Below are 24,375 nucleotides of genomic sequence, written 5' to 3' on the forward strand. Positions count from 1 at the left end.
GTCGGTGCCGGGGACCGAACGTAACAGCCGATCAGGAGGAGTACCAGGGGGCGTGGTGGACACCTGATCCGAACGAAACAGGGCGCAACACGACCGCAATACCGCGGCCGCGCGCCGGTGCCAGACTCTGACCTGCACGCTTTCCTGACCACGGTCAAGAAGGCGGCCGGGACCACCCACGACGCGCCCGCACCCTCCGCCCCTCGGCGCCCGCACCCCCGGCGCCCCGCTCTCCCACCCCCCGACCCGAAGGCCACCCTCCGATGCCCACCAGACGCGTCGGCCCCGCCCCCACCCCGGGCGGCCGTTGATGCTCCGTTACCTGACCAAGCGGTTCGCCTACTACGCCGCCCTGCTGGTCGCCGCCGTCTTCCTGGCGTACGCGCTGGCGGGCGCCGCGCTGCAGCCGCGCGTCTACTTCGAGGCGAAGGTGCCGCGCCCGGCCGCCGCCTCGGTCGAACGCCAGCTGACCGACCTCAATCTGAACGACCGCACCCCGGTCGTCGAACGGTTCGGGCACTGGGCGGGCGGCCTGCTGCTGCACGGCGACCTCGGCCGCACCATCCACGACACCCCGGTGATGGACGACTTCCGCCGCCGGGTCTGGGTGTCGCTGCGGCTGCTGCTGATCGGCAGCCTGCTCGGCATGGTGCTCGGTGTCGCCGCCGGGGCGTGGAGCGCCGTGCGCCAGTACCGGATCTCCGACCGGCTGCTGACCGTGGTCTCCTTCGTCCTGCTCTCCACCCCGGTGTTCCTGGTCGCCCTGTTCCTCAAGAACGGCGCCATCGCCGCCAAGGACGCCGTCGGCCACGAGGTCGTCCCGTTCACCGGCTACGAGACCCCCGGCCTCAGCGGCGGCCTCGGCGCCCACCTCGCCGACTGGGCGCTGCACCTGCTGCTGCCCACCCTCTCGCTGGCGCTCGGCGGCCTCGCCACCTACAGCCGCTACCAGCGCGGCACCATGCTCGACGTGCTCGGCTCCGACTACCTGCGCACCGCCGAGGCCAAGGGCCTCACCCGGGGCCGAGCCCTGGTCAAGCACGGGCTGCGGACGGCGGTGATCCCGATGTCGACGATGTTCGCGTACAGCTTCCTCGGCATCTTCACCGGCGCCGCGTTCACCGAGACCATCTTCGGCTGGCACGGCATGGGCGAATGGTTCATCCAGTCCGTCAACGAGCAGGACGTCAACGCGGTCGTCGCGGTCAACCTGTTCGCCGCGGTCGTGGTGCTCGCCTCCGGCTTCCTCGCCGACACCCTGCACGCCGCCCTCGACCCGCGCGTGCGGTCCTGAACCGAGGAGAGCCCACCTTGACCGCCGTCATCGCGGAGTCCGCCGGCCCCGCCGAACCCACCGGCCCCGGCACCCCCACCGCTCCCGCCGCTCCCGGACCGACCGGCCGGGGGCGGATCGTCCTCGCCCGGCTGCTCGCCGCCCGCTGGGCGGTGGTCGGCGTGGTCGTCGTCCTGCTGCTGTTCCTGCTCGCCTTCGGCGGCGGGTTGGTCACGCCCTGGGACTACGCCACCCCCGACTACGGCGCGCTGCGCCAACCGCCTTCGGGCACCCACTGGTTCGGCACCAACGGGGTAGGCCAGGACGTCTTCGCGCAGACGATCCGCGGACTCCAGAAGTCGCTGGTCATCGGCCTGCTGGTGGCGCTCTTCTCGACCGTGCTGGCCTCCCTGGTCGGCGCCTGCGCCGGCTACTTCGGCGGCTGGACCGACCGGCTGCTGATGTTCCTGGTCGACCTCATGCTGGTCTTCCCCAGCTTCCTGGTCATCACGATCGTCTCGCCCCGGCTGAAGGGCGCCGGCTGGCTCGCCTTCGTGCTGCTGCTCGCCCTGTTCAACTGGATGATCACCGCCCGGGTGGTCCGCTCGATGACCATCTCGCTGCGGGAGCGGGAGTTCGTGCGCGCCGCGCAGTTCATGGGCGTCCGTCCGCTGCGGATCATCTTCCGGCACGTCCTGCCGAACGTCGCCTCCTTCCTCATCATCGACGCCACGATCGCGGTCGGCGGCGCCGTGATGAGCGAGACCGCGCTCTCCTACTTCGGCTTCGGCGTCAAGGCACCGGACGTCTCGCTCGGGACCCTGCTCGCCGCCGGGACCAGCGAGGCCCCGGTCTTCCCCTGGCTGTTCTACTTCGCCGCCGGGCTGCTGGTGCTCTTCGTCCTGGCGGTCAACCTGATCGGCGACGGGCTGCGGGACGCGCTCGACCCCACCTCCGAGGGCGCCCGGCGACCCCGCCGGTCCCGTACCCGCGCCCGCGCCACGAGGAAGGGGACCAGCGCGTGACCACCACCGCCACGACCACCACCACCGGGACCCCGCTGCTGAGCGTCCGCGACCTGCGGGTCGACTTCACCGGCCCGCGCGGCGCCGACCCCGTCCCCGCCGTGCGCGGCGTCGACCTCACCCTGCACCGGGGCGAGACCCTCGGCATCGTCGGCGAGTCCGGCTCCGGGAAGTCCGTCACCGCGCTGGCCGTACTCGGCCTGCTGCCCGGCACCGCCCGGGTCCGGGGCTCGGTCCGGCTGGACGACCGCGAGCTGATCGGCCTGCCCGGACGCGAGCTGGCCGCCGTCCGCGGCCGACGGATCGCCATGGTGTTCCAGGACCCGCTCTCCGCCTTCACCCCCGTCTACCGGATCGGCGACCAGCTCGTCGAGGCGCTGCGGATCCACCGGTCCGGCCTCGACCGCGCCGCCGCCCGCAAGCGGGCCGCCGAACTGCTCGACCTGGTCGGCATCCCGGCCCCCGACCGCGCCCTCGACAGCTTCCCGCACGAGTTCTCCGGCGGCATGCGGCAGCGCGCCATGATCGCCATGGCCGTCGCCAACGACCCCGACGTGCTGCTCGCCGACGAACCCACCACCGCCCTGGACGTCACCATCCAGGCCCAGGTGCTCGACGTGCTGCGCACCGCCCGCCGCGAGACCGGCGCCGCGCTCGTCCTGGTCAGCCACGACCTCGGGGTGATCGCCGGGATGGCCGACCGGGTCGCGGTGATGTACGCGGGCCGGGTGGTCGAGACGGCGGGCGTCGACGAGCTGTTCGCCGCGCCGCGCCACCCGTACACGCTGGGCCTGGTCGGGGCCGTCCCCCGGTTGGACGGGAACCGCGGACCGCTGGTGCCGATACCCGGCACGCCCGCGCCGATGGCCGAACTGCCGCCGGGCTGCCCGTTCGCCGCCCGCTGCCCGCTGGTCGAGGACCGCTGCCGCACGGCCGAACCGCCGCTGACCGGCGACGGCGCGGCAGGCGCGGGCGCCGGTACGAGCGCCGGTACGAGCGCCGGTACGAGCGCCGGTACGAGCGCCGGTACGAGCGCCGACGGTCCGACCGGCCCGACCGTCCACCTGGCGGCCTGCGTCCGGGCCGGCGAGCTGGCCGAACGACGGCCCGCGCCCACCGAGGTCTACCCCGTGCCCGAGGTCCCGGCCGCGTCCGCCGCCGCACCCGTCCCCCGGGAGCAGCGCCCGCCGGTCCTGGAGGTCGAAGGGCTCACCAAGACCTTCCCGCTGCTCAAGGGCACCGTGTTCAAGCGCCGGATCGGCTCGGTCCACGCGGTGGACGGCGTCGAACTCTCGATCCGGGAGGGGGAGACGCTCGGGCTGGTCGGCGAGTCCGGCTCCGGCAAGTCCACCACCCTGTTCGAGCTGCTGCGCCTCGCCGCCCCCGAGTCCGGACGGATCGAGCTGCTCGGCCGGGACACCGCCGCGCTCTCCCGCGCCGAGGCCCACCGGATGCGGTCCGATCTGCAGATCGTCTTCCAGGACCCGATGGCCAGCCTGGACCCCCGGATGCCGGTCGGCGACATCGTCGCCGAACCCCTGCGCGCCCAGCGGACCGCGAAGGAGGAGATCGCCCGCCGGGTGCCCGAGCTGCTCCGCCAGGTCGGCCTCGACCCGGCCCACGCCGTCCGCTACCCGCACCAGTTCTCCGGCGGGCAGCGGCAGCGGATCTCGATCGCCCGGGCGCTGGCCGTCCGGCCCCGGCTGCTGGTCCTGGACGAGCCGGTCTCCGCGCTGGACGTCTCGATCCAGGCCGGGGTGCTCAACCTGCTCCAGTCCCTCAAGGCGGAGCTGGGCCTCTCCTATCTCTTCGTCTCGCACGACCTCTCGGTGATCCGGCACCTCGCCGACCGGGTGAGCGTGATGTACCTGGGGCGCACGGTCGAACAGGGCGAGGTGTCGGCCGTCTTCGACCGACCCCGGCACCCCTACACCCGGGCACTGCTCTCGGCCGTCCCCCTGCCGGACCCGGCCGCCGAACGGGCCCGGACCCGGATCCTGCTGGCCGGCGACCCGCCCTCCCCCACCGTCCGGCACACCGGCTGCCCGTTCCGCGCCCGCTGCCCGGTGTACGCGGGGCTCGACGCGGGGGCCCGCGGCCGGTGCGAGACGGAGGCGCCGCCGCTCACCGGCGCGGGCCCGCTGCCGGCGGCCGCGGGTGCGCCGGAACCCGACCACCGGGCCGCCTGCCACTTCCCGGAGGGATGACAGGGCGTCCGCCGTGCGCGGCTCCTCATCGACAGGGCGGTCACCACGGTGGGTGACCGCCCTGTCGCGATTCGGCGGATCGGCCCGATTGCGTGTAATGTCTTCCAGGTCAGCAGGCGCCGCTAGCTCAGTTGGTTAGAGCAGCTGACTCTTAATCAGCGGGTCCGGGGTTCGAGTCCCTGGCGGCGCACCGACGGTCGAAGGCCCCCTCGCAGCAGCGAGGGGGCCTTCGGCGTTCCCGCGCGCCCGATCGTTCCTCCCCGTTTCCCGGAAGGCCCGGAACGGCGGCGGTTCCGCGGATAGCGTGGGTGTCCGTCCTCGCACCGGAGGTGCTGTCGCCGTGGCTCCCCTCGGTCCGCCCGATCCGTACGCCGCCTCCGACCGCCTCCCGCTCTCGCTCGCGGAGGAGCTGGTCCTGCTCTTCACCGACCCGGACAGCGGCACCCTGCGGGTCTCCCGGAACGGCTTCCAGCGAGCGATCGCGGCCGCCGTGTTCGCCGAGCTGCTGCTGACCGGCGGCATCGAGGTCGAGGACCGGCGGATCACCGGGTTCCGTCCGGTCGGGGCGCGCGACGAGGTCACCGCCGAGGTGCTCGACCGGCTGGAGCGGACCCCCAAGGGGCGCCGGCCCGGGCTGGACGCGGCCCTGCGCCGGGTGCCGCGGGGGCCGGCGGTGCGGATCTTCCGGGAACGGCTGGTGGCGAGCGGGCACCTGACCCTCGAACGCCGCCTGTTCCTCCTGCTGGTGCCGTACCGCGCCTGGCCGCCGGTACGCGCCACCGTCGGCGCCGAGATCGCCGAGCGGATCGCCGCCACCGTGCGGGGCGCTTCCGGTCCTCGGGGCGCCTCCTCCTCGGCCGAGCGGGACCTGCACCTGGCCGGGCTGCTCTGGGCCGCGCAACTGGACCGCCGGCTCTTCCCCGGCCGGGTCCACTCCGAGCTGCGGAAGTCCTTCCGGGCGGTCGCCCGGGAGCAGCCGATCTCCCAGGCCCTGCGCCGGGTGGTCGGGGCGGACAACGCCAGCGGCGGCTGAGCCGCCCCGGCGGCCCGGCCCGCCGGGGTTCAGCCCGGCGGGGTTCAGTCCGGCCCGCGGGACGTGTCCAGGACCGCCGAGGCCACCGCGTCCGGCCGGTCGAACATCAGCAGGTGACCGGCCGGGGCGGTGCGCCGGTACTCCGCGCCGAGGAGGTCGGCGAGCCCCCGCTGGGCGGTCAGCCACTCCTCGGTCCGGGGACCGCTCAGGCCGTCGTCGGCGGCGAGCACGGTCACCGGCAGGCCCGCCGGCAGCGGCGCGGTGCGGCGCAGCGCAGCCAGCTCGGCGGCCATGTCCAGGTAGTGGGTGTTCTCCCGGAGCAGTGCCCGCAGCGACCGTCCGGTGCGGTAGCAGTGCCGGACCAGCGGCGCCGGGGCGAGGTCCTCGTGCCGCACCGTGGTGGCGCGGGCGACGGTCCGGCGCACGGCGGGCCCGAGCAGGTAGGGCACGGCGACGGCGGTGGCGGCGGCCGCGGTGGCGCGCGCCGCGAAGTCCCGAAGGCCGGGCGCGGGTCGCGGCCGGGGGTCCGGTTCGACGCTGCCGTCCAGCAGGACCAGCCCGGCCGTCCGCTCGGGGTGGAGTCGCGCGAACGCCTCGACGTGGAAGCCGGCCAGCGAGTGCCCGGCCACCGTGCAGCGCCCGGGCAGGCCGAGCGCGTCGAGGACGGCCCGGATCCGGTGGGCCTCCCCGGCGGCGCTCGGGAGGGGCCGGTCGGCCGCTTCGGGGGCGCTCAGGCCGTAGCCGGGCCGGTCGAAGCGGACGACGGTGCGGTACGGGGTGAGGAAGGGGACCACGAGGTCCCAGTCGAACCAGCTGCTGCCGAGCCCGCCGGTGAGCAGGCAGACCGGCCCCCGGCCCTCGACCCGGACGTGCAGCGGGGTGCCGTCGATCCGGACGAAGGCGGCCGGCGCCGGGCCGGATCGGGACGGGGGCGCACCCTCGGGGCCGTCGGTGCCGCCGGTGCCCTCGGGGCCGTCGCGATCCTCCGGGCCGCCCGGGCCGTTCGGGTCCTCCGGGCCTCCGGCGCCGTTCGCGGTCGGGCCCCGGGCGCCGGTCATACCGGATCCCGCCGCTCGGTCCGGGACGGCGCGGCGGCCGCCGGGGCCTCGCGGACCGCGCCCCCGACGACCGCCCCGGCCCGTCCGGCGGTGTCCCCGGCGGAGGGGCCGATCCGGCCCGGCAGGCCGACGGCCGCCGCGAGCAGCGCGAGCCAGAGGGCGACGAGCAGTACCTGGAGCCGCTGGCCGGCGCCCAGCGCCCAGGTGCCGTGGCCCGCCTCGAAGGCGGCGATCGCGCTCAGGCTCCAGCCGGTGACGAGCACCTCGGCGCCCAGCAGCCACGGCCCGTACCGGGCCACCGGCGGCCACCGGTGGTAGCGCCGGGCGGCGACGGTGAGCGCGGTCAGGCCGCCGAGCGCGCCGAGCATGGCCAGGCTGCTGGTCACGGCGTGCGCGGTGTGGGTGGCGGGGACGAGGCCGGCGGTCTCGCGGGCGGCGCACATCTCGTCGCTGGTGGGCGCGCAGCTCAGCGGCAGCCGGGAATCGGCGGCGGTGGCCGCGCCGAACAGGGCGAGCGCGGCCCAGCCGCCCGCCGCCCAGGGCCGCCGGCCCCGGCTCCCTCCGGCCTCCGGGGGCACCGGGCGGCGGAGGTGGAAGGCGGACAGCGCCAGGAGGGCGGCCGCCAGCACGGCGAGTCCGGCGACCAGGTCGGTGGCCCGGAAGAGGCCGCCCAGCGGCTGGTCCTCGGCGGCGAGCTCGCTGATGTAGGCCTGGACCGGGTCGAGCCCGGTGCTGAGCACCACCTCCAGGACCCACGCGGTGTACGCCACCGCACTGAGCAGCAGCAGCGCGGCGACGGCCCTGGTGGCGGCCTCCGGCCGGGCCGGGGCGGACGTCGGGGCGGAGGTCGGGGCAGGGGTGCGCCGAGCGTTCCGGCGACCGGGGTGGGAGCTGGGCACAAAACCACCCTAGCCGTCCACAAACTCCACCCCAACCGGGCGGAAACGGACAGACTGCTCCCGGTGACGTCCGGGTGGTTCGAGGCACCCTTCGGAAGCGTGTATTGTTTTCCCCGTCAGACAGGCGCCGCTAGCTCAGTTGGTTAGAGCAGCTGACTCTTAATCAGCGGGTCCGGGGTTCGAGTCCCTGGCGGCGCACCGACACCGGGGAGCCTCTCGTTCGCACGAGGGGCTCTCCGGCTTTTCGCTGCCCATTGACGTCCGATTTGTGTGTGATGTCGGTCTCGCTTCCCGTCGTCGTGGAGCCAACCGGTACCTTCGGCGCGTTCTGGGCTGTACACCGGAAAAGGGGCAAAGGCCCCCGACCGCCGACGGTCCCGTCCGCGCGGGCCGGCCCGGCCGTACGTGCCGCCGCCCCGCCCGTGCACCCTCACCGTCGTTCGCCCGCAGGAAAGGCCGCCGCTTTGTCCCGTAATGCCCCGAGCGGCGCGCAGCGCACCCGGAAGACCAAGGTCCGACGGCCCCGGCGCACCGGCTGGCGCCGGCTGATACCGACCTGGCGAACGACCCTGGTGGGCCTGGTGGCCTCGGTACTGCTCGGGGTCGGCCTGTTCGCCCTCGGCATCGCCCTGGTGAAGGTGCCGGACGCGCACGCGGCCGCGACCACCCAGAGCAACACCTGGCTCTACCAGGACGGCTCGGTGCTCGCCCGGACCGGCCAGACCAACCGCCAGAACGTCCCGCTGGACAAGGTCTCCCCCGCCGCCCAGCACGCGACCCTGGCCGCCGAGGACCGCAACTTCTACCACGAGGGCGCCGTCAACGTGCCCGGCATGGTCCGCGCCGCCGTCAACACGGCCAAGGGCGAGGGCACCCAGGGCGGCTCCACCATCACCCAGCAGTACGTGAAGAACACCTACCTGAACCAGCAGCAGTCGGTCACCCGCAAGGTGAAGGAACTCTTCATAGCGATCAAGGTGGACGCCACCGAGACCAAGGACGAGATCCTCTCCAGCTACCTCAACACCTCGTACTACGGGCGCGGCGCGTACGGCGTCCAGGCCGCCGCCCAGCAGTACTTCGGTGTCGACGCCGCCCAGCTCGACGCCGCCCAGGGCGCCTACCTGGCCACCCTGCTCAACGCCCCCAGCGCGTACGACGTCGCCACCGCCACCCCGGCGGGCAAGCAGAACGCCGTCAACCGCTGGAACTACGTGCTCGACGGCATGGTGAAGGAGGGCTGGCTGTCCGCCGAGGAGCGGGCCGCCACCGCCTTCCCCGAGGTCAGGGACCCGCAGGCGCAGCTCGGACTGTCCGGCCAGGCCGGCTACCTGGTCAACGCCGCGACCGAGTACCTCACCACCAACCAGATCATCGGCGAGTCCGAGCTGGCCAAGGGCGGCTACACGATCAGGCTGACCGTCGACCCGACGCGTCAGCAGGCCCTCCAGGACTCCGTCCAGGCCCAGCTGCACGACACCCTCAACCCGGACAAGCGGAAGAAGGACGCCGCCGTCCAGGCCGGCGCCGCCTCCGTGGACCCGAGGACCGGGGCCGTGGTCGCCCTCTACGGCGGGGTCGACTACACCAAGCACTACATCGACAACGCGACCCGGCGGGACTACCAGTCGGGCTCGACCTTCAAGGCGATCGCCCTGGCGGCGGCGCTGGAGAACAACGCGAAGACGCAGTCCGGCCAGACCGTCACCCCGCGCACCGTCTACGACGGCACCAGCGAGCGCAAGGTCCGCGGCGGGAAGGGCACCCCGTACGCGCCGCCGAACGAGGGCGACAAGAGCTACGGCCAGATCACCCTCCAGCAGGCCACCGACTGGTCGGTGAACTCCGCCTTCGCCCAGCTCGCCCAGGACACCGGGCTGGCGAAGGTGCGGGACACCGCGATCGCGCTCGGCCTGCCCAGCAACACCCCCGACCTGAACACGGTGCCGTCGATCCCGCTGGGCACCTCCACCCCCAGCGTGCTCGACATGGCGGGCGTGTACGCCACGCTGGACAACGGCGGCAAGCAGATCACCCCGTGGCTGGTGCAGTCGGTGGACCGCGAGGGCGAGCCGGTCGCGCTGCCCGCCCACAAGACCACCCAGGCGGTGAGCGAGCAGACCGCGCGCCAGGTCACCTCGATGCTCCAGGGCGTGGTGGCCGACCAGGGCGGCACCGGCTGGCGGGCCAAGGCACTGGGCCGCCCGGCCGCCGGCAAGACCGGCACCACCGACGAGCACCGGTCGGTGTGGTTCGTCGGCTACACCCCGGAGCTGGTCACCTCGGTCGCGCTGTTCGGCCAGGACCCCGGCACCGGTGCCCAGGTGAGCCTGAACGGCACCGGCGGACTCGACGGCGCGGCAGGCGGCCAGTACCCCGCGCAGATCTGGACCGCCTACATGAAGGCGGCGCTCAAGGGCCAGCCGGTCGCCGACTTCCCCGCACCCGCGGGCGCGGACGACTCGGGGCGCGGCGGCTGGGGCTCCTCGGGCGCCGGCGCCTCGCCCAGCCCCTCGGGCGGCGCGAGCTCCGCGCCGACCGCCCCGGACGGGTCGGCGACGCCCTCCGGCGAGCCGTCGCCGCAGGGCGGCCGGGGCGGAACGGGCGGCTCCGGCGGAACGGGCGGAACGGGCGGAACGGGCGGGACGGGCGCCGGTTCGGAGCCCACCGCCACGCCGTCCGGCGGGCCGACCACGGCGCCGCAGCCGACCGGCGGCACCGGGGGCACCGGGGGCACCGGGGGCACCGGCGGGGCGACCACCGTCCCGACCCAGCCGACGACGCCGCAGCCGACCGGTCGGCCGACCAGGACCCCGGCGCCGACCACCGCACCGACTACCGGGCCCACCACGGCGCCGCAGCCGAGCGGGGGCACCGGCGGCACCGGGACGGACGCGGGCACCGGGGGCGGCTCCGGCCAGTAGCTCCGTTCCGTAGCGGGGGCTCACCTCGGGTGATGTGCAGGACCGAATAACGAAATGACCCCTTACCGAAATTGCGGTCCTACTGTCACAATTCGTCGGTGCACAGCTCGAAGCCCCCGCTCGGCCGTCCCTCCGGCCGCACCCTCGGTCTCACCCTCGCCCTCGTCTCCGCAGTCGCCTTCGGCGGCTCCGGCACCGCGGCCAAACCACTGATCGAGGCCGGGCTGTCGCCCCTGCACGTGGTCTGGCTGAGGGTGACCGGCGCCGCCGTCGTCCTGCTGCCGCTGGCCTACCGCCACCGTGACGCCGTGCTGCGGCGGCCCGGCCTGCTGATCGGCTTCGGCCTGCTGGCCGTCGCGGGCGTGCAGGCCTGCTACTTCGCGGCCATCTCGCGGATCCCGGTCGGCGTCGCGCTCCTGATCGAGTACCTCGGCCCGCCGCTGCTCATCGGCTACGTCCGGTTCGTCCAGCGCCGGCCGATCAGCCGGGGCGCGGCGATCGGCGCCGGTGTCGCGGTCGCCGGACTCGCCTGCGTGGTCGAGGTGTGGAACGGGCTGAGCTTCGACCTGCTCGGCGTGCTGTTCGCCCTGGGCGCCGCCTGCTGCCAGGTCGGCTACTTCGTGCTCGCCGACGCCGGCAGCCGGGGCGACCGCCCCGTCGACCCGATCGCCGTCAGCGCGTTCGGCCTGCTGATCGGCTCGGTCGTGCTCACCGCCTTCACCCGCCCCTGGCAGGCGGACTGGGGCAAGCTCGGCGGGGACGTGGTGATGAACGGGCACACCCTGCCCGCGCTGCTGCCGGCCGCCTGGATGGTCCTGATCGCGACCGTGCTCGCCTATCTGACCGGCGTCGTCGCCGTCCGCCACCTGTCGCCGCCGGTCGCCGGTGTGGTGGCCAATCTGGAGGCGGTCGTGGCGACCGTGCTGGCCTGGGTCCTGCTCGGCGAGCACCTCGGCCTGCCGCAGGTGACCGGCGGTCTGCTGGTGCTGGCGGGCGCCTTCGCGGCCCAGGCGAGCAAGCCCGCCGCCGCGGACGCCTCCGGGACGAACGGCGGAAGCGGGAAGGCCGGACGGGACGCGGACCGCGCGGCGGTTCCGGCCGACGCGACCGCGCTCGGCGAACGGCTCGCGCGGGCCGCCGAGGCCGACGACGCCCTGCAGAAGGAACTCGGCCGGGAGCGGTAGCCGGGAACGCCCGACGCAGAGCCGGGACCGGTCCTGGTCCCGGTCGGATCAGCGGCCGACCCAGCCGAACCAGTCGAGGTGGCCGAGCGGCCACACCACGGCCGACACCGGACCGACCACGTTGTCCACCGGCACCGCGCCCCCGCCCGGGCCCCGCTGGTGGTACCGGGAGTCGGCGGAGTCGCTGCGGTGGTCGCCCTCGACCCAGACATGGCCCTGCGGCACCGTCACCGGGCCGAAGTCCAGACCGGCGCAGGAGTCGTCCCCGGGGTGGAGGTAGGGCTCGTCGACCTTGGCGCCGTCGACGGTCAGCGTGCTGCCCGAGCACTGCACGGTCTGCCCGCCGGTCGCGATCACCCGCTTGACCAGGTAGTTGTCGTCCTTCGGAGGCACCAGGCCGACGAAGGAGAGCGCCGAGCCCAGCGCGTCGGTCAGCGGATTGCCGTCGGTCGCCTGCGGCGGCAGCCAGCCGCCCGGGTCCTTGAACACCACGGGCTGGCCCGGCTCCGGCTTCCAGCCGGTCAGCGGGGCGAACTTGTTGACGCCGACCCGGTCGCCGATCCGCAGGGTGTTCTCCATCGACCCGGAGGGGATGGTGAACACCTGGAACAGACAGGTCTTGATCAGCAGCGCGACCACCAGGCCCACCGCCGCCATGGCCGGGATCTCGATCCACCACGGCCTCGGCCGGCGCCCCGGCCGGCCCTTCTTCGGCGACCCGTTCTTCGACGACCTGCTCCGACGCCCCTCGGCGGCCCGCCGTGCCCGCCGAGCCTCGGCCCGGCCCCCGACCGGGGCTCCGGGGGCGGCGGTCCCGGCCCCGGCATCGCCGCCGTGCGTATCCGGCAGGTTCACCGCCATCGTCGCTGCTCCACTCTCCGGCTGCGGGGGAACCCGCACGCTACGCCAATCGGGGATCCAGGCGAAATCGGGCTTTTACCCATGCCCGACATCCCACGGGCCCGACCTCCGCCGGGCCCGTGGCGGCGGCGGCTCCGGCCCACCGCGGCGGCGGCTCCGGCCCCGGCCGGCGTCGCCGGGCGCGCGGGCCGTCAGACGGCGTCGTTCCCGCTGGTCACGGCGTCGCTCGCGATGGCCTCGTGGTGGCGGATGACCTCGGCGATGATGAAGTTGAGGAACTTCTGACCATTCGGCGAGCACGTCGCCGACCAGCGACGCCATCAGCATCTCGGCTGGTCAGGAGGTTCCTGTCGACACGAACTGTCGGGGTGACGTCGTTTCCCAGCACTTTGCCTACAGCTTGGATGGCGCCGCAGTTCTCAAGATCATCCCCAAATTCTCTCCCAAATGATCTTGAGATTCCTGCAGGTCAGAATTCAGAAAAGTCAAAGAGGCCCCCACTCGACGAGGCGAGTGGGGGCCCTTCGGCACCGGGGCAGTGGGGGGTCGGTTCACCTGTCCCGGTGCAGCCCGCGGGGAAGGTCGCGCCTCCGATAGGGCGCGACCTGTGCGCGAACCTTGGCCGAGGCCAAGCTTCGCATGCTTGTTCGGTTTGAGCGATGAATCACTTCGTGATCGATCATGACCGCGTGGGCTCGAACTGTCCAGATCTGCGTTAACGCAGATCAGAGGCGGTCTCTAGCGTGGTGCTCTACGCCCGCACGCCGCTCCCAGGGACGAACATGCAGCCCGCGCCCTACCAGCGCGTAGCCGCCGAGATCCGCCGACGGATCATCAGCGGCGAATGGCCGCCTGGACGCCAGCTCCCCTCTCAGGCCGCCTTAGCCAGCGACCTGGGCGTAACGATTGCCGAGGCCCGCCGCGGGATGGCCGTACTCCGGCAGGCGGGTCTTCTTGAAGGACGCCCTCGCACGCGCCTCTTCGTGGCACATCCTCCTGCTGTGCGCACCCTCCTCGACCCCGGCGGCGAGTGGCCCCACCCTCGCGGGGAGGGAGCCACCGGCAGTTGCCGCGCGAGCGCCGACCTCGCTGGCCGGCTTCGTGTGCCCGTTCGGGCAGTCCTGCGCTGGCATCGGGCCGAGCTCCTCGATCCTGACCTCCGGCCGAGCCACCTCATCACCACCTGGTGGACTGGTACCCGCCCCACAGAGTGGGCTCGGATGGAGGCCGAGGTCGTGCTCCACCACCTGAGCCCCGAGGAAGGCGAGCACCTCGGCCTGCCCACCGGCATGGCCGCCTGGCTCATCCAGCGCACCCGGTACAGCAGCACTGGCCGCCCGGTCGAGGCGGCGGACATGGTGCTGCCCGCCGACCGGTGGCGGGTCCGCCTGCGGTAGGCCCTGGCCGACGCCCCGCCGAGCGCCGACCAGGGAGTCACCTCCAGATGGTCAGCAGCAGGACGCACACCAGCACCACGGCCGCGACCGAGACTGCGGCGGCGGCCGTCAACTGGGGCGGATCGCGGCGGGCCGGCTCGTCGCCGGTGCAGTGTTCCACCAGCACAATGCGAGCCTTCCGGGTCCCGACGAAGTGCCCGTAGGCGCGGGCACCGCAGCCGGTGCAGGTCCCCAGCGCGGTGCGGGTCGTGTCCGGCGCGGGCAGCCGGCGGCGTCCGGGAGTCACCGGGTCCTCTGGTGTCGGCGCGGTCGCTCGCCCTGCTGCTGCTGGGCTGGCTTGCGGCAGTGGTCCACCAGCTCGACACGCTCGTCGACCGTGGCCACGAGGGGACCCCCGACAGGGTGGGCACCGCACGATGCGCATGTTCCACCCTCGGCCCGCGGACGGTCGGGCTGGAGATCGCCGACGGCGCTCACCGGCGGGGCTCCTCGGTCGCGGCCCGCCGGCGGTTCTTCCGTCCGCGCCGGGCCAGCATCTTCTCGATACCCGCCAGCGCGGAGACCCAGCCCGGTAGGTGCGGCCCGTTCCACTGTCCGGCGGGTTCGACGTCGGGGTCGGGGTGGGGGGCCTCCCACCAGGGGACGCTCACCGCCGGCCGTCGCAGCTGGCGCTGGCCGACGGCTCGACGACCGGGCACCCGAGGTGATCCACGATCCAGACGCTCGACGCGTTCCGGGCGCCGTCCGGGCGACCGGCCCCGTACGCCCCGCAGTGGCGGCAGAAGCCGGGCGTGCTGTCGGCGTCCGCCTCCAGCGGCTCCGGCGTTGAGATGGTGCGATCGCTCATGACTCCTCCTCGGGGGCGCTCGGGCAGGTTGGGTGCGCACGGACAGCCCAGCCCAGCGGGGCAAAGCCCTTACCTGTCGCCGTGTGCACGTAGCCGGCCGGCACGAGGGGCGGCTCCGGGAGGCCGCAGTCGATGCACGCCTCACCATGGAGCCGTGCAGGACTGATCGCCCCCGGATCAGCCCCTCGTGCCGGCAGACCAGGTATCTCCTTCACGACCACTACGATCCCCGGCGGGAACCCCCGGATTTAGCACAGCGTGTGCTAAAGATCAGACGGCCTTCGCCCACCGCGCCAGCGCGAGCACGCGTTCGTCGCGCCCGCTCGTCAGGCGGACCATAGTCGCCAGCTCGGCCCGTACCTGGCCGTGCTCGCGGACATGCTGAGGTGCGATCTGCCGGGCCACCAGAAGCGATTCGGCCGCGTGCTGGGGGCGGCCGAGCTGCATCTGAGCGCGCCCCAGGTCGATGTAGTAGTGAGAGCGGCGTTCGGCCGGCAGGTTCCGCGGCGGCGCCCAGCGGGTCGCTGCTGCCACCGCTTCCTGGAGGTCTGCCTCCTCGCCCAGCTCGACCGCGACCGACAGGCGGTGGATCTCCAGGCTGTCCGGGCCGACTGCAGTCCCGTCGTACAGCCGCTCCCGTACCCGGCCCGCGAGTGCTTCCGCCTCGCGAAGGTGGTCACGGGCGTCGTCCGCCCTGCGCATGCGGCCAGCCGCGACGGCGGCCCGCATGTGCAGGGCTGCTGCGGCTGCGGCCAGTCGCTCGGTCGTCGGCGCCGGCATCCGGTCCACGGCGGCCCTGAGCGACCGGAGTCCCGGGGCGAGTTGCCGGGCCGCGAAGAACGTCTCCATGCGCACGTAGGCGCTGGCCGCGGTGAGCGCCGGGTCGTCGGCGATCCCGGCCGCCCACCGCATCAGCTCCACCAGGCGCGCGCTGAGATCGCGATACCCGTGCTTGTAGGCCACCGCATCAGCCGACCGGACCGCCAAGGCCAGCAGTCGGGCGGCCTCCTGCTGGCCGCAGCCGCGCGTCTGGTCGACCGCGCGGAACAGCTCCTCTAGTAGCATCGGCGACTGCTCGGCGAGGCGTACATACTGGGACTGCACCCGGTCTTGGGTCCCGTCGGCGACATCGTCGGCGATCCGCGCGAGCGGCCGAACCGGCCCGTCCTCCGGCAGGTCGTACGCCGCGATAACCCGCTGCAGCTCGGGGATCGCCTGGTGCACCCGGCTGTCCGTCCGACCCGGCCCGTCCAGCAGCTCTTCCGGCGTGGTGCCGAGCGCGGTGGCGAGTGCCTGGAGCACCTGGTCGCTCGGCGCCCGGCGGCCGTCACCCACCTTCTGGATCATGCTGGGCGAGACACCCGACCGCTCGGCCAGCTCGCGGCGGGACAGCCGTGCGGCGGCCCGAGCAGTTTCGATACGCAGGCCGAGTGCAGAAGTTGAGGGCGCAGGCATGCCTCGGACGCTACCGGCGCGGCTGGGCGCCCGCAGAGGAACACCGCGATCGCCCCCGACAGGGCCAGTCCTGTTACTGGCCGATGAGCAGATCAGCCAGCTCGGACAGAGAGTTGACCGTCCACTCGGCGCCCGGCGCCGCAGCGGTCAGCCCGATCGGGCCACGGCGGAGGTGTGCGGCCCGCAGGCCGGCGGCCTGAGCCGGCGCGATGTCGTTGGCCGGGTGGTCACCGACGTAGACAATCTCGTGTGGCTCGCCGGGCGCCCACCCGAGCACCCGCTCGAAGAAGGCATGCGAGGGCTTCGACGAGCCCCACTCGCCCGAGGTGGCGACCGCGTCAGCTGGCAGGTCGAGCGCACGCAGCAGGTCGGACACCGCGGCGTTCTGGTTGCCGGCGATCCCGACCCACAACCCGGCGTCCCGCAGCGCGGTCAGTGCAGGGCGCACGTCCGGATAGAGGTCGGACTCGTCGAGGAAGTCACCGTGGCCTGCGGCCTGTCGGGCCTGCCACTCTGCGGCGACGTCGACTTCCGGGCGCAGAATCCGGATGGCGTCCGCGTTGTCCCGGCCCTCAGCCACAACCATGCCGACCAGGGCCGACAGCGTGTGCTGCGGGACACCGAGCCACTGGGCCCAGTCCGCCCAGTAGCGGGTGTCGGAGGTCAGAGTCTCGCCGATATCGAACACCACGGATCGGATCATGACCCCTGAGCCTACCGAGAGGGCGGACAGCATCTCTATCCTCGCTGTCCTACCCGAGGCTGGCCGCGCCGCCATGATGGCTTGGTCAGTGCCGGGCGCGGATGGAGTCTCGCAATCCGGGGACCCGGGGCCACCCCTCCCGCTACGGTGCGTACATGGGTAGGAACTTGATGTGCCTCCGCTGCGGCGGGAAGGCTCCGGACGACCTGGAGAGCGACGAGGCCGGGGCCTGGATCGCACGATGGGAGGGCGGTCGCGTGGTCGAGCTCACCTGCCCGTCCTGCCAGACGCCGCTTGACCAGGCCGAGGCCGAAGCCAACGATGCTGCGCTTGAGGTCGGACGCGAGGACGGGGCGCGCTTCTTTCCGGACCCCGTCATCTGCATGACCGGCACCTTGACCGAGCCCGTTGCCATCCTCTACGGGATGGACCACCTGGAGCGAATCCTACGGACCGGCCAGGCCGAGGGCATCGGGGTGATCGACCGACTCCCCGAAGACACTCGATGCGAGCCGACCGCCGGCGGAGTGCTCATCTACTAGGACTCCACCGGCGTGTGACGGCCAGCCCAGACACGACGAAGCGCCCCCGCCCGGCCGAAGCCGGGCGGGGGCGAGGCGGTTCAACGGACGAGCGGGATCAGGGACACGCCGAGCGCGGCCACACCGACCAAGGCGGCCACGGTCGGCAGCGGCCACCGGGCCCGTTTCAGCGCCTCGACGTCGGCCCGCAGCGGGGCGACGTCCGCCTCGGTCAGCGCCGAGCGCTCCTGGGCGCGCAGGCGCGTCTCGTGGTCGGCGATCGTCTCCCGGTGCTCGCGCTGATCCCCGAGGATCGCGTCGAGCTTCGCCTCCATGCGGATCTGGCCATCGGCGATCCTGCGTACCTCCGCGTGTGTCTGGGCCGGGCTGATGTACACCCCGGCGTCCGGGGCCGGGCTGGTCACTCGCGCACCGCTCGGCGCATGACCTCACCGTCCGGGTCCGGGGCGGCGCGGAGCCAGCGGGGCAGGAGGCGATCGACGGCGGGCAACGCCATCACCTTGGTGAGGCCGGCCGCGACGGCCAGGCCGACGCCGATCCCCGGGGTCGCCTCGGGGATGCCGGAGGCGGAGACGATGAGCGGCAGCGCGGCGGCGATGCCGAGGGCGGTCTGGAGGGTGGTGCGGATCGTGCGGCGGGTGGAGTCCTTCATGGCTGCTCAGCCCTTCTGGGTGGCGGTGAGGCGGATCTCGATGTCAGCAATGGCCTGCTTGATCCGGGCGACCAGCGCGTCGACATCGACCTCGCCCGGATGCTGCTGGCCCAGCTCGGCGGCGAGGGCACTGATGGCCGCGGACTGTGCGGTGAGGACGGCCATGGTCTGGTCGAACTTCCGGTCCTGGTCGACCTGGAAGTCCATGGCGGGCTGGCGCCGCGGTGTGCCATCCGTGCCGAGCTGGCCCGGGTTGGGGAGCTGCCTGGCCCAGACGGCCCCGCCGACCAGGTCGACCAGCGCGGACCGGACCTGATCCGGCAGGTCGCCCCACGGGCTACCGGGGATCGGCTGCCCGGACAGGACGTAGGACAGGAACCAGAAGGTGGAGAAGGCGTTGGCGTCGCGTACGGTCTGACCGCTCGCCTCCTCGCGGATGAAGCGGCGCAAGTCCGCCTCGCTGTACGGCATGTCGTCCTCCGGGATGGTGGGCGCCGGGGCCGGCGCGGTGGGGGTGCTGGGGGCAGGGGGCTGGCCGGCCTTGACGGCCTGGGCGATGCCGGGCAGGACGATGTCGTGGAACTGGCGGGCGCGGGCGTCGCCCGGGCAGGCGGTGCCGCCCTGGGACCACTGCGGGAACATGCGGTGGTAGCCGAATCCGGGGGCGTCCCAGGTCGGGCAGACCCGCACGGGGATGCCGTGCCGGCGGGCGAGCCAGGCGCCGAGGGCGATGAGAGCGGCGAGCTGGAGGGACGTCCACGGGTCGGTGTGGTGGTCGTCGCTCGCGGTCTCGACGCTGACCGCGCCGGTGCCGTCGGCCCTGCGGTTGGCGTGCATGTTGGCGTCGGCGCGCGTCTCGGTGCCGACGAACTGCCCGACGCGGCCGTCGTAGCCGACTCCGAAGTGCGACTCCAGGTTGGTGGAGTCGTGCCAGTAGTCGTACATCCGCCGCGGTGTCCACGGTGCCGCCACGCTGTGGAAGATCATCTGTGTCGGGGTGATGGCGGGCTGGTCGTCGGACTCGGGTTGGAGCTCCATCTTCTCCGCGTCGGGGTACCAGGCCATGGGTGCCTCCTCTGGGTATGGGAACGCCCCGGGCCGGGGCGGCGCGGGGGCGGTGGTGGTGGTGGTGGTGGGCGTCAGGCGATTCGGCGGAGGCGGATCCAGGACGGTTGGTAGAGGGTGGTGGGGGTGGCGTGCGAGGTGCGCTGTGCCCACCGGAACTGGAGGTTCCCGGCGTCGGTGGTGGTCGTGATGTGGCCCGTGGGGTGAAGGGACGTCAGCGCGTTGACGCCGCCGAGGCCGTACGTCCCGGCCTCCAGGTGCGTCCCGGGGACCGAACTGTTCGAGGCGAAGGCGGCCCCGCCGCCGGGTGCCGGGCCGTTGATGGCCCAGCGCATCGCGGTGCCCGACGGGACGGACCAGTCCGCGCGCAGGTCACCGGCGTTGAACTCGCCGTCGTAGTAGATGCCGCCGTCCAGGAGGTAGGTGGCGCCGGCCTCCAGGGGCAGGACGAGGTGGGTGTCGTTCACCAGCGTGGTGGAGGAGGCGACCTGCTGGAAGGCCGTCTTGACGGCGACCGCGGGGAGCATGGCGGCCAGTCGCGCGGCGGTGATGCGCTGGCCGGCCAGCCAGACGGGGTACGGCATGGGGCTCCTACAGGGCGAGGACGGCGGGCTGCCACAGCCGCACGTCCGCGCCGGCCGGCAGCGTCTTGATGAAGCCGTTGACGCTGCGGACGGCGGTGGCGGTCTGCGGGCTGGTGGTGCCGGACATGGCGGTGACGGTGACGCGCTCGCCCGCGACGGCGAGGTCGAGCGGGTACTCGGCCGGGTCGGTGGTCCACAGCGGGCCGGTGGTGGTGGAGATGGACAGGGTGGTGGCGGTGGAGGTCGCGCCGGTGGCGAGGGTGCTGCCGTCGGTGTCGGCCCGGCCGAGGACCTGGTCCTCGACGGCGGCGACCTGCCAGGGCCCGGCAGGGGTGGTGTTGAGCTCGATGAGCCAGTCGTAGGAGCCGACGGTCTCGCTGTAGCCCTGGACGATGAGGTCCACGCTGCTCGGGCCGTCGCCGAGCGGGAGGTTGACGAGCCGGATGGTGTCGCCGATCTCCAGTGCGGTGACGGCCGCGATGAGGTGCGGCGCGGCGGCGAGGTCGATGCACACGCGGGGGTAGCGGGCGGCGTCCCAGGTGCCGAGGTGCAGGCGCCAGCTGGCGAGCTGGGCGGCCTGGTCGTCGCGGTAGAGGTTCAGCTCGGGCGAGTCGGGGTAGCGGCCGATGCCGTTCGGGGGTGGCTGGACGGACAGCGGCCCGCTGTCGAGGGTGGCGCGCGCCGAGCTCCCGCCGCGTCGGGTCACCTCGATGTCGTTGCGGACGGTCTGGTCGTCGTCGGCCGGCTCCAGGGGCGGGGCGATGTCGCCGGCCGCGTAGTCGAGGACCAGCGCCGGGGCTTGGCTGTAGAGCTGGTAGCCGGGCCGGTAGCGCAGCGCCAGCGAGGTCCGATCCTCGCCGAGCAGGGCGCCGTCGACCTCGGCGGCCTCCTCCAGGAGGTCCAGCAGGGGCGCGGCCTGCTGCGGGCCGAGGGCGACCTGGGACTCGACGTCGGCGCGGGAGACGAGCGGGACCCCCTCCTCCGCGCACAGTCGCTCGACACGCTGGCTGCCGCGGTCGCCTTCGTGGCCGTTGTCGGCGTGGGCGTAGGCGTCGGTGTCCAGCGGCATGACGCTGAGGTGGCCGATCTGGAGGTCGGTGAGGCCTGCGCCGATCCGGGTGTCGATCGCGGTGGGGCGCCCGGCCGACCCGGTGTGAAAGTTGAAGGTGTGCTCGAAATCGGGCTGGCCGATGAGGAACCAGCGCAGGTCCCAGCTGACGGTGCCGGCGCTCTCCCGTACCTGGAGCCGCAGCCGGGCCCACCCGCCGGTGGCCGTGGTGCCCGGCGGCGAGCCGGTGTTGGTGACGAACGTGCCGTTGACGTCGTAGCCGCGGACGGCGACGACGTCGGCGGCGATGCTGATCGTCCACAGGACGACCGTGCCGGTGCTGGCGATCTGCAGCAGCTGCGGGTAGCTGCCGGCCGGCGGAAGCTCGTCGAGGCGGTAGACCATCTCGACCTGCCACCCGTCGGGCAGGTCCGGTGTGGCCGGGACGGCCGCGGCGAGGGTGACGCCCTCGCCGAGGCGGGGCAGGGGCAGGGACCCGGTCGGTCCGTCCCCGTAGGCGAACTCCGCCCCTCCGCCGGTGCGCAGCGGAGGGGCGCCCGGTACCGGGGAGTAGGCCTGGGTGGAGCCGCGGGCGTCCTCGCACGGCCAGTAGGCGATCGGTGCGGCGGCGGTCAGCGACCGGCGGAGGCTGGAGGCGAGGGGGTCCGTGCCCTGGCCCAGGCGGCGCTTGATGCCGGCGGCCTCGACCTGGACCCAGGCGTCGGTGCCGGACACGTCCCGGCGCGGCGGCCAGGACGAGATCTCGGCGGTGATCCGTCCGCTGATCCGCTCGGGGATAGTGGCGTCGCCGTGGAGGGTCCAGGTGCGGCCGGCCGGATCGGTCCAGGTGGTGGTGCCGGGGGCGAGCGCGGTGAAGTCCTGCCCGGCCACCACCGTGCCCGCGCCGTTGCGCAGTTCGAAGGCGTGGATGCGGCCGGTCAGCGGGGTGACGATCTGCCCGGGGTTGTCGCCGACGGTCAGCGGCGCGGTCGTGGCGTAGACGGACGTGGTGCCGGCGCCGGTGATCGGCTGGCCGACCGGGGTCCACGGGCCGGCCAGGGTCGGGGCGCTCCAGAACCGCACGGTCCACCCGCCGGCGCCGTTGTCGACGTCGAGGGCGGCCCGGACGGCGATCCGCCCGCTGACCGGGAACGGGAACGGATCGGTCGAGAACGCGTCGATGACGGTGGTCCCGTTCGTCGACCACCGCAGCGTGGCGTTGCCGTTGAACAGGGTGAGCTGCCATGACCGCTGGTTGCCGGTCAGCTCGTACTTGGCGGCGATCTCGACGACGGCGCCCGGCTGTGCGGCGGCCTGGGTGAGGTCGACGCGCACGTCCAGGTCGCCGGTGATGTCGAGGGCGGCGGTGTCGGGGGTGGTGGCGTAGCTGCCGGCGCCGGGCAGGTCGAGGTGGGTGGGGATCGAGGGGTCGGTGACGGCGATCCGTACGGGGGTGTTGCGGCCGAGGAGGCCGTAGTGCGGGCCCGACGCGTTGCGGGGGCTGTAGGTGCCGCTCCGGTTGTCGAAGGTCAGGGCGACCTTGCCCGGGTCGATGCGGGATCCCTCGTCGTGGCGGCCGCGCTCGATGGTGATCGGGTCGCGCAGGTAGGTGTCGGCGGTGACGTCCGTCCAGGTGTCGCCGAGGCGCAGCTGGACGGTGACGTCGAGGGGTGTGTCGGGGAAGCCCACGCGGTCCCCCTTTCTACGTGAAGGCCTTCTGGGCGGACCCGGCTCCGTCGACGCGGACCATGTTGCGCATCATGCGGCGCATCTGTGTGTCGGCGCCGGTGACGTCGAGCACCACCCGCACCACGGTGGCGCCGCCGGCGGCGCGGGAGAGCGGAGTGACGCTCGCGCCGCCGGGCAGGTTGAGCAGCTCGGGGCCGGCCTCGCCGACGAGGACGGTGCCGGCGCCGGTGATGTGCCCGCCCTTGGCGAGCATCGGGATCTTGGGCAGGGAGAACCCTTGGCCGCCGACGCCGGGGATCCAGTCCGGCAGCGTGAACGACAGGCGCCCGGCCGTTCGGTTCCACAGGGACGCGATCTGGTTGAAACCCCACCGGAACGGCGCGGTCAGGATCTCGCCGATCGTCGCGAACCCGCTGGCGATCTTGCCCGGCAGGCTGACGAAGAAGTCCAGGACAGAGCTGGCGCCGGCCTTGACGGTGTCCCAGTTGCGGGTGATGGCCAGGACGGCCAGGCCGATGGGTCCGGTCAGGATCGCGAGCAGCAGCGGCCAGTTCTGGGAGACCCAGTCCCAGACCCACTTGATGCCGGACCAGACGGCCTGCCAGCAGGACGTCACGATGTCGCGGAAAGTTTCGGACCGTTGCCAGAGCAGGACGACGGCGGCGACCAGGGCGACGACCGCGATGATGATCAGCCCGATGGGGTTGGCGGCCATGGCCGTGTTCCACGCCCACTGGGCGGCGGTGCTCACGGCCTGGACGCCGGCCCACACGGTCTGGGCGGCGGTCCACGCCATGGTGGCGCCCTGGACCAGCAGGATGGCTCCGGCGATGACGCCGAGCGTGATCGCGATCGGCTGGAGCCACGCGGAGTGCTCCTGCCCGAAGCTGATCAGGGTGGCGCCGACCTCGGCCAGCTTGACGGTCGCCTCCCGCTTGAAGCGCTCGATGGCCGCCGTCGGGTTGTCGGAGACGGTCTTGGCCATCTGGTCGGCGGCCCCGGCGACTTCGCCGAGGGCGGCCTTCGCCGAGGACGGGTCGAGGGCGAGCAACGCCTTCTGGACGTCCTCGCTCTTCGTTCCGAACAGGGCGAGCGCGGTGTTGTTGCGCTCGACGGGGTCCTTCATCGCGCGCAGGCGATCGAAGACCTGGTCGAGAGCGGTGGCCGCGGCCGGCCCGCCGGTGACGAAGACCTTCTGCATCTCCTTGCCCGACAGGCCGATCTTCGCGAACGCCTCGGCGCTGGCCTTGTTTCCCCCTTGGGCGATGAGCGTGAATTCCTTGAGACTGTCCGCGACGACGTCGGCGTCGCGGGCGCCGGCCTTGAGGCCCTGGGCGAGGAGGCCTGCGGCCGCGTGTCCGTCGAGGCCGAGCTGGCGGAACTGAGTGCTGTACTCGCCGACGGTGTCGATCAGGTCGCCGGACTTGTCGACGCCGGACTGCATGGCCTTGGTGATGATGTCGAACGCCTCGTCGGCGTTCTTGACCAGGCCGGTGCGCATGAGCTGACCGGCCGCCGCTGTGGATCCGGCGACGTCGACGTCGAAGGTCTTGGCGAGGGCCATCGCCTTGGTCGTGATGCGTTCCAGGCCGGCGCCCGCGGCGTCGCCGCCGATGTTCTGCACGACGCCCTTGATCGCCTCGTTCACGTCCGCGGCCGACTCGCCCCAGGCCGCCTTGTAGACGGCGGCGCTGGTCTTGGACAGCTCGGCGGCCCGCTCGGCGCCCACACCGAGCTGGGCCTGGAGCTTGCTGCTCGCGGCGGACATGTCGAGGGCCTCGGCGACGCCGACGCCGAGCGCCCCGGCGACGCCTGCGGAGATGCCGGCCGCCGCGGTGCTGAGCTTCTCCTTCATCCGCCCGAGAGTCTCGGAGGCCTGGTCCTTCGCGACGAGGTTGAAGACGAGCGAGGTGTCCGACGCCACGGTGT

General features: G+C 73.4%; 22 protein-coding genes and 2 tRNA genes. 10 read left to right on the forward strand and 14 right to left on the reverse strand.

All coding sequences use genetic code 11. The features are described from left to right. Nucleotides 1-310: 310 nt before the first annotated feature. From OG715_RS16325 to OG715_RS16345, 5 genes are all read left to right on the forward strand, one after another. Nucleotides 311-1,294, forward strand: a complete 984-nt coding sequence (locus OG715_RS16325) for an ABC transporter permease (protein ID WP_266269502.1) — start codon at nt 311-313, stop codon at nt 1,292-1,294. A gap of 17 nt (nt 1,295-1,311) precedes the next feature. Continuing rightward, nucleotides 1,312-2,298, forward strand: a complete 987-nt coding sequence (locus OG715_RS16330) for an ABC transporter permease (protein ID WP_407660985.1) — start codon at nt 1,312-1,314, stop codon at nt 2,296-2,298. After that, nucleotides 2,295-4,505, forward strand: coding sequence for an ABC transporter ATP-binding protein (locus OG715_RS16335; RefSeq protein WP_266269504.1), 2,211 nt, complete (start codon nt 2,295-2,297; stop codon nt 4,503-4,505). The genes OG715_RS16330 and OG715_RS16335 overlap by 4 nt, the downstream gene beginning before the upstream one ends. Nucleotides 4,506-4,621: 116 nt before the next feature. Then, nucleotides 4,622-4,695 (forward strand) — tRNA-Lys (locus OG715_RS16340). A gap of 150 nt (nt 4,696-4,845) precedes the next feature. Next, a complete protein-coding gene (locus OG715_RS16345; RefSeq protein WP_266269505.1) occupies nt 4,846-5,538 on the forward strand; it encodes a GOLPH3/VPS74 family protein in 693 nt (230 codons plus the stop codon). A 44-nt stretch (nt 5,539-5,582) separates the two neighbouring features. Here the strand turns inward: OG715_RS16345 and OG715_RS16350 are convergent, their stop codons facing one another. Together OG715_RS16350 and OG715_RS16355 are read right to left on the reverse strand one after the other, a co-directional pair. Further along, nucleotides 5,583-6,596 carry an alpha/beta fold hydrolase gene (locus OG715_RS16350; RefSeq protein WP_266269506.1) on the reverse strand — a complete coding sequence of 338 codons (1,014 nt, stop codon included), beginning with the start codon at nt 6,594-6,596 and terminating at the stop codon, nt 5,583-5,585. After that, nucleotides 6,593-7,384, reverse strand: a complete 792-nt coding sequence (locus tag OG715_RS16355) for a DUF998 domain-containing protein (protein WP_266271697.1) — start codon at nt 7,382-7,384, stop codon at nt 6,593-6,595. The genes OG715_RS16350 and OG715_RS16355 overlap by 4 nt, the downstream gene beginning before the upstream one ends. A gap of 235 nt (nt 7,385-7,619) precedes the next feature. Between OG715_RS16355 and OG715_RS16360 the strand changes: the two genes are divergently transcribed. The 3 genes from OG715_RS16360 (at nt 7,620) to OG715_RS16370 (ending at nt 11,603) form a co-directional block, all read left to right on the forward strand. Continuing rightward, a tRNA-Lys gene (locus OG715_RS16360) sits at nt 7,620-7,693 on the forward strand. Between the two features lie 266 nt (nt 7,694-7,959). Next, nucleotides 7,960-10,419 (forward strand): transglycosylase domain-containing protein, encoded by a 2,460-nt coding sequence (locus OG715_RS16365; RefSeq protein WP_266269507.1) that lies wholly within the window; start codon nt 7,960-7,962, stop codon nt 10,417-10,419. Between the two features lie 98 nt (nt 10,420-10,517). Next, a complete protein-coding gene (locus tag OG715_RS16370) occupies nt 10,518-11,603 on the forward strand; it encodes an EamA family transporter (protein ID WP_266269508.1) in 1,086 nt (361 codons plus the stop codon). Between the two features lie 48 nt (nt 11,604-11,651). Here OG715_RS16370 and lepB read toward each other — a convergent pair whose 3' ends face one another. After that, a complete protein-coding gene (gene lepB, locus OG715_RS16375; RefSeq protein WP_266269509.1) occupies nt 11,652-12,464 on the reverse strand; it encodes a signal peptidase I in 813 nt (270 codons plus the stop codon). 782 nt (nt 12,465-13,246) lie between these two features. On the opposite strand from lepB, the gene OG715_RS16380 reads away from it, so the two are divergent. Next, nucleotides 13,247-13,861, forward strand: coding sequence for a GntR family transcriptional regulator (locus tag OG715_RS16380; protein ID WP_353962751.1), 615 nt, complete (start codon nt 13,247-13,249; stop codon nt 13,859-13,861). Nucleotides 13,862-13,898: 37 nt separating this feature from the next. On the opposite strand, the gene OG715_RS16385 is transcribed toward OG715_RS16380, so the two are convergent. From OG715_RS16385 to OG715_RS16405, 5 genes are all read right to left on the reverse strand, one after another. Next, the gene (locus tag OG715_RS16385) at nt 13,899-14,147 is read right to left on the reverse strand and encodes a hypothetical protein (RefSeq protein ID WP_266269511.1); all 249 of its coding nucleotides are present in this window, start codon (nt 14,145-14,147) and stop codon (nt 13,899-13,901) included. Nucleotides 14,148-14,334: 187 nt separating this feature from the next. Beyond that, a complete protein-coding gene (locus OG715_RS16390) occupies nt 14,335-14,511 on the reverse strand; it encodes a hypothetical protein (RefSeq protein WP_266269512.1) in 177 nt (58 codons plus the stop codon). After that, nucleotides 14,508-14,708 carry a hypothetical protein gene (locus OG715_RS16395; RefSeq protein WP_266269513.1) on the reverse strand — a complete coding sequence of 67 codons (201 nt, stop codon included), beginning with the start codon at nt 14,706-14,708 and terminating at the stop codon, nt 14,508-14,510. The genes OG715_RS16390 and OG715_RS16395 overlap by 4 nt, the downstream gene beginning before the upstream one ends. A gap of 270 nt (nt 14,709-14,978) precedes the next feature. Beyond that, nucleotides 14,979-16,163 (reverse strand): helix-turn-helix domain-containing protein, encoded by a 1,185-nt coding sequence (locus tag OG715_RS16400; protein ID WP_266269514.1) that lies wholly within the window; start codon nt 16,161-16,163, stop codon nt 14,979-14,981. 73 nt (nt 16,164-16,236) lie between these two features. Beyond that, complete coding sequence (locus OG715_RS16405) at nt 16,237-16,866, reverse strand: HAD family hydrolase (RefSeq protein ID WP_266269515.1); 630 nt, start codon at nt 16,864-16,866, stop codon at nt 16,237-16,239. A gap of 257 nt (nt 16,867-17,123) precedes the next feature. Here OG715_RS16405 and OG715_RS16410 point away from each other — a divergent pair, with 257 nt between their 5' ends. Beyond that, nucleotides 17,124-17,408 carry a hypothetical protein gene (locus OG715_RS16410; RefSeq protein WP_266269516.1) on the forward strand — a complete coding sequence of 95 codons (285 nt, stop codon included), beginning with the start codon at nt 17,124-17,126 and terminating at the stop codon, nt 17,406-17,408. 80 nt (nt 17,409-17,488) lie between these two features. Here OG715_RS16410 and OG715_RS16415 read toward each other — a convergent pair whose 3' ends face one another. The 6 genes from OG715_RS16415 to OG715_RS16440 form a co-directional block, all read right to left on the reverse strand. After that, entirely contained in the window at nt 17,489-17,812 is a 324-nt protein-coding gene (locus tag OG715_RS16415; RefSeq protein ID WP_266269517.1) for a hypothetical protein, read from the reverse strand. After that, nucleotides 17,809-18,060 (reverse strand): hypothetical protein, encoded by a 252-nt coding sequence (locus OG715_RS16420; RefSeq protein ID WP_266269518.1) that lies wholly within the window; start codon nt 18,058-18,060, stop codon nt 17,809-17,811. The genes OG715_RS16415 and OG715_RS16420 overlap by 4 nt, the downstream gene beginning before the upstream one ends. A gap of 6 nt (nt 18,061-18,066) precedes the next feature. Then, nucleotides 18,067-19,125 (reverse strand): peptidoglycan recognition protein family protein, encoded by a 1,059-nt coding sequence (locus tag OG715_RS16425; RefSeq protein WP_266269519.1) that lies wholly within the window; start codon nt 19,123-19,125, stop codon nt 18,067-18,069. A gap of 74 nt (nt 19,126-19,199) precedes the next feature. Further along, nucleotides 19,200-19,709: a hypothetical protein gene (locus OG715_RS16430; protein WP_266269521.1), complete on the reverse strand. Its 510-nt coding sequence runs from the start codon at nt 19,707-19,709 to the stop codon at nt 19,200-19,202. Between the two features lie 7 nt (nt 19,710-19,716). Continuing rightward, a complete protein-coding gene (locus OG715_RS16435; protein WP_266269522.1) occupies nt 19,717-22,446 on the reverse strand; it encodes a hypothetical protein in 2,730 nt (909 codons plus the stop codon). A gap of 13 nt (nt 22,447-22,459) precedes the next feature. Then, nucleotides 22,460-24,370, reverse strand: a complete 1,911-nt coding sequence (locus OG715_RS16440) for a phage tail tape measure protein (protein ID WP_266269523.1) — start codon at nt 24,368-24,370, stop codon at nt 22,460-22,462. Between the last annotated feature and the right edge of the window lie 5 nt (nt 24,371-24,375).

Source organism: Kitasatospora purpeofusca, from assembly GCF_036010405.1.
Classification (GTDB): Bacteria; Actinomycetota; Actinomycetes; order Streptomycetales; family Streptomycetaceae; genus Kitasatospora; species Kitasatospora purpeofusca.

Bases quoted from the DNA above. Each gene is read 5' to 3' on its own strand.
- OG715_RS16325 (WP_266269502.1), top strand. From the start codon at position 311: ATGCTCCGTTACCTGACCAAGCGGTTCGCCTACTACGCCGCCCTGCTG.
- OG715_RS16350 (WP_266269506.1), bottom strand. From the start codon at position 6,596: ATGACCGGCGCCCGGGGCCCGACCGCGAACGGCGCCGGAGGCCCGGAG.
- lepB (WP_266269509.1), bottom strand. From the start codon at position 12,464: ATGGCGGTGAACCTGCCGGATACGCACGGCGGCGATGCCGGGGCCGGG.
- OG715_RS16380 (WP_353962751.1), top strand. From the start codon at position 13,247: ATGCAGCCCGCGCCCTACCAGCGCGTAGCCGCCGAGATCCGCCGACGG.
- OG715_RS16395 (WP_266269513.1), bottom strand. From the start codon at position 14,708: ATGAGCGATCGCACCATCTCAACGCCGGAGCCGCTGGAGGCGGACGCC.
- OG715_RS16400 (WP_266269514.1), bottom strand. From the start codon at position 16,163: ATGCCTGCGCCCTCAACTTCTGCACTCGGCCTGCGTATCGAAACTGCT.
- OG715_RS16405 (WP_266269515.1), bottom strand. From the start codon at position 16,866: ATGATCCGATCCGTGGTGTTCGATATCGGCGAGACTCTGACCTCCGAC.
- OG715_RS16420 (WP_266269518.1), bottom strand. From the start codon at position 18,060: ATGAAGGACTCCACCCGCCGCACGATCCGCACCACCCTCCAGACCGCC.
- OG715_RS16425 (WP_266269519.1), bottom strand. From the start codon at position 19,125: ATGGCCTGGTACCCCGACGCGGAGAAGATGGAGCTCCAACCCGAGTCC.
- OG715_RS16430 (WP_266269521.1), bottom strand. From the start codon at position 19,709: ATGCCGTACCCCGTCTGGCTGGCCGGCCAGCGCATCACCGCCGCGCGA.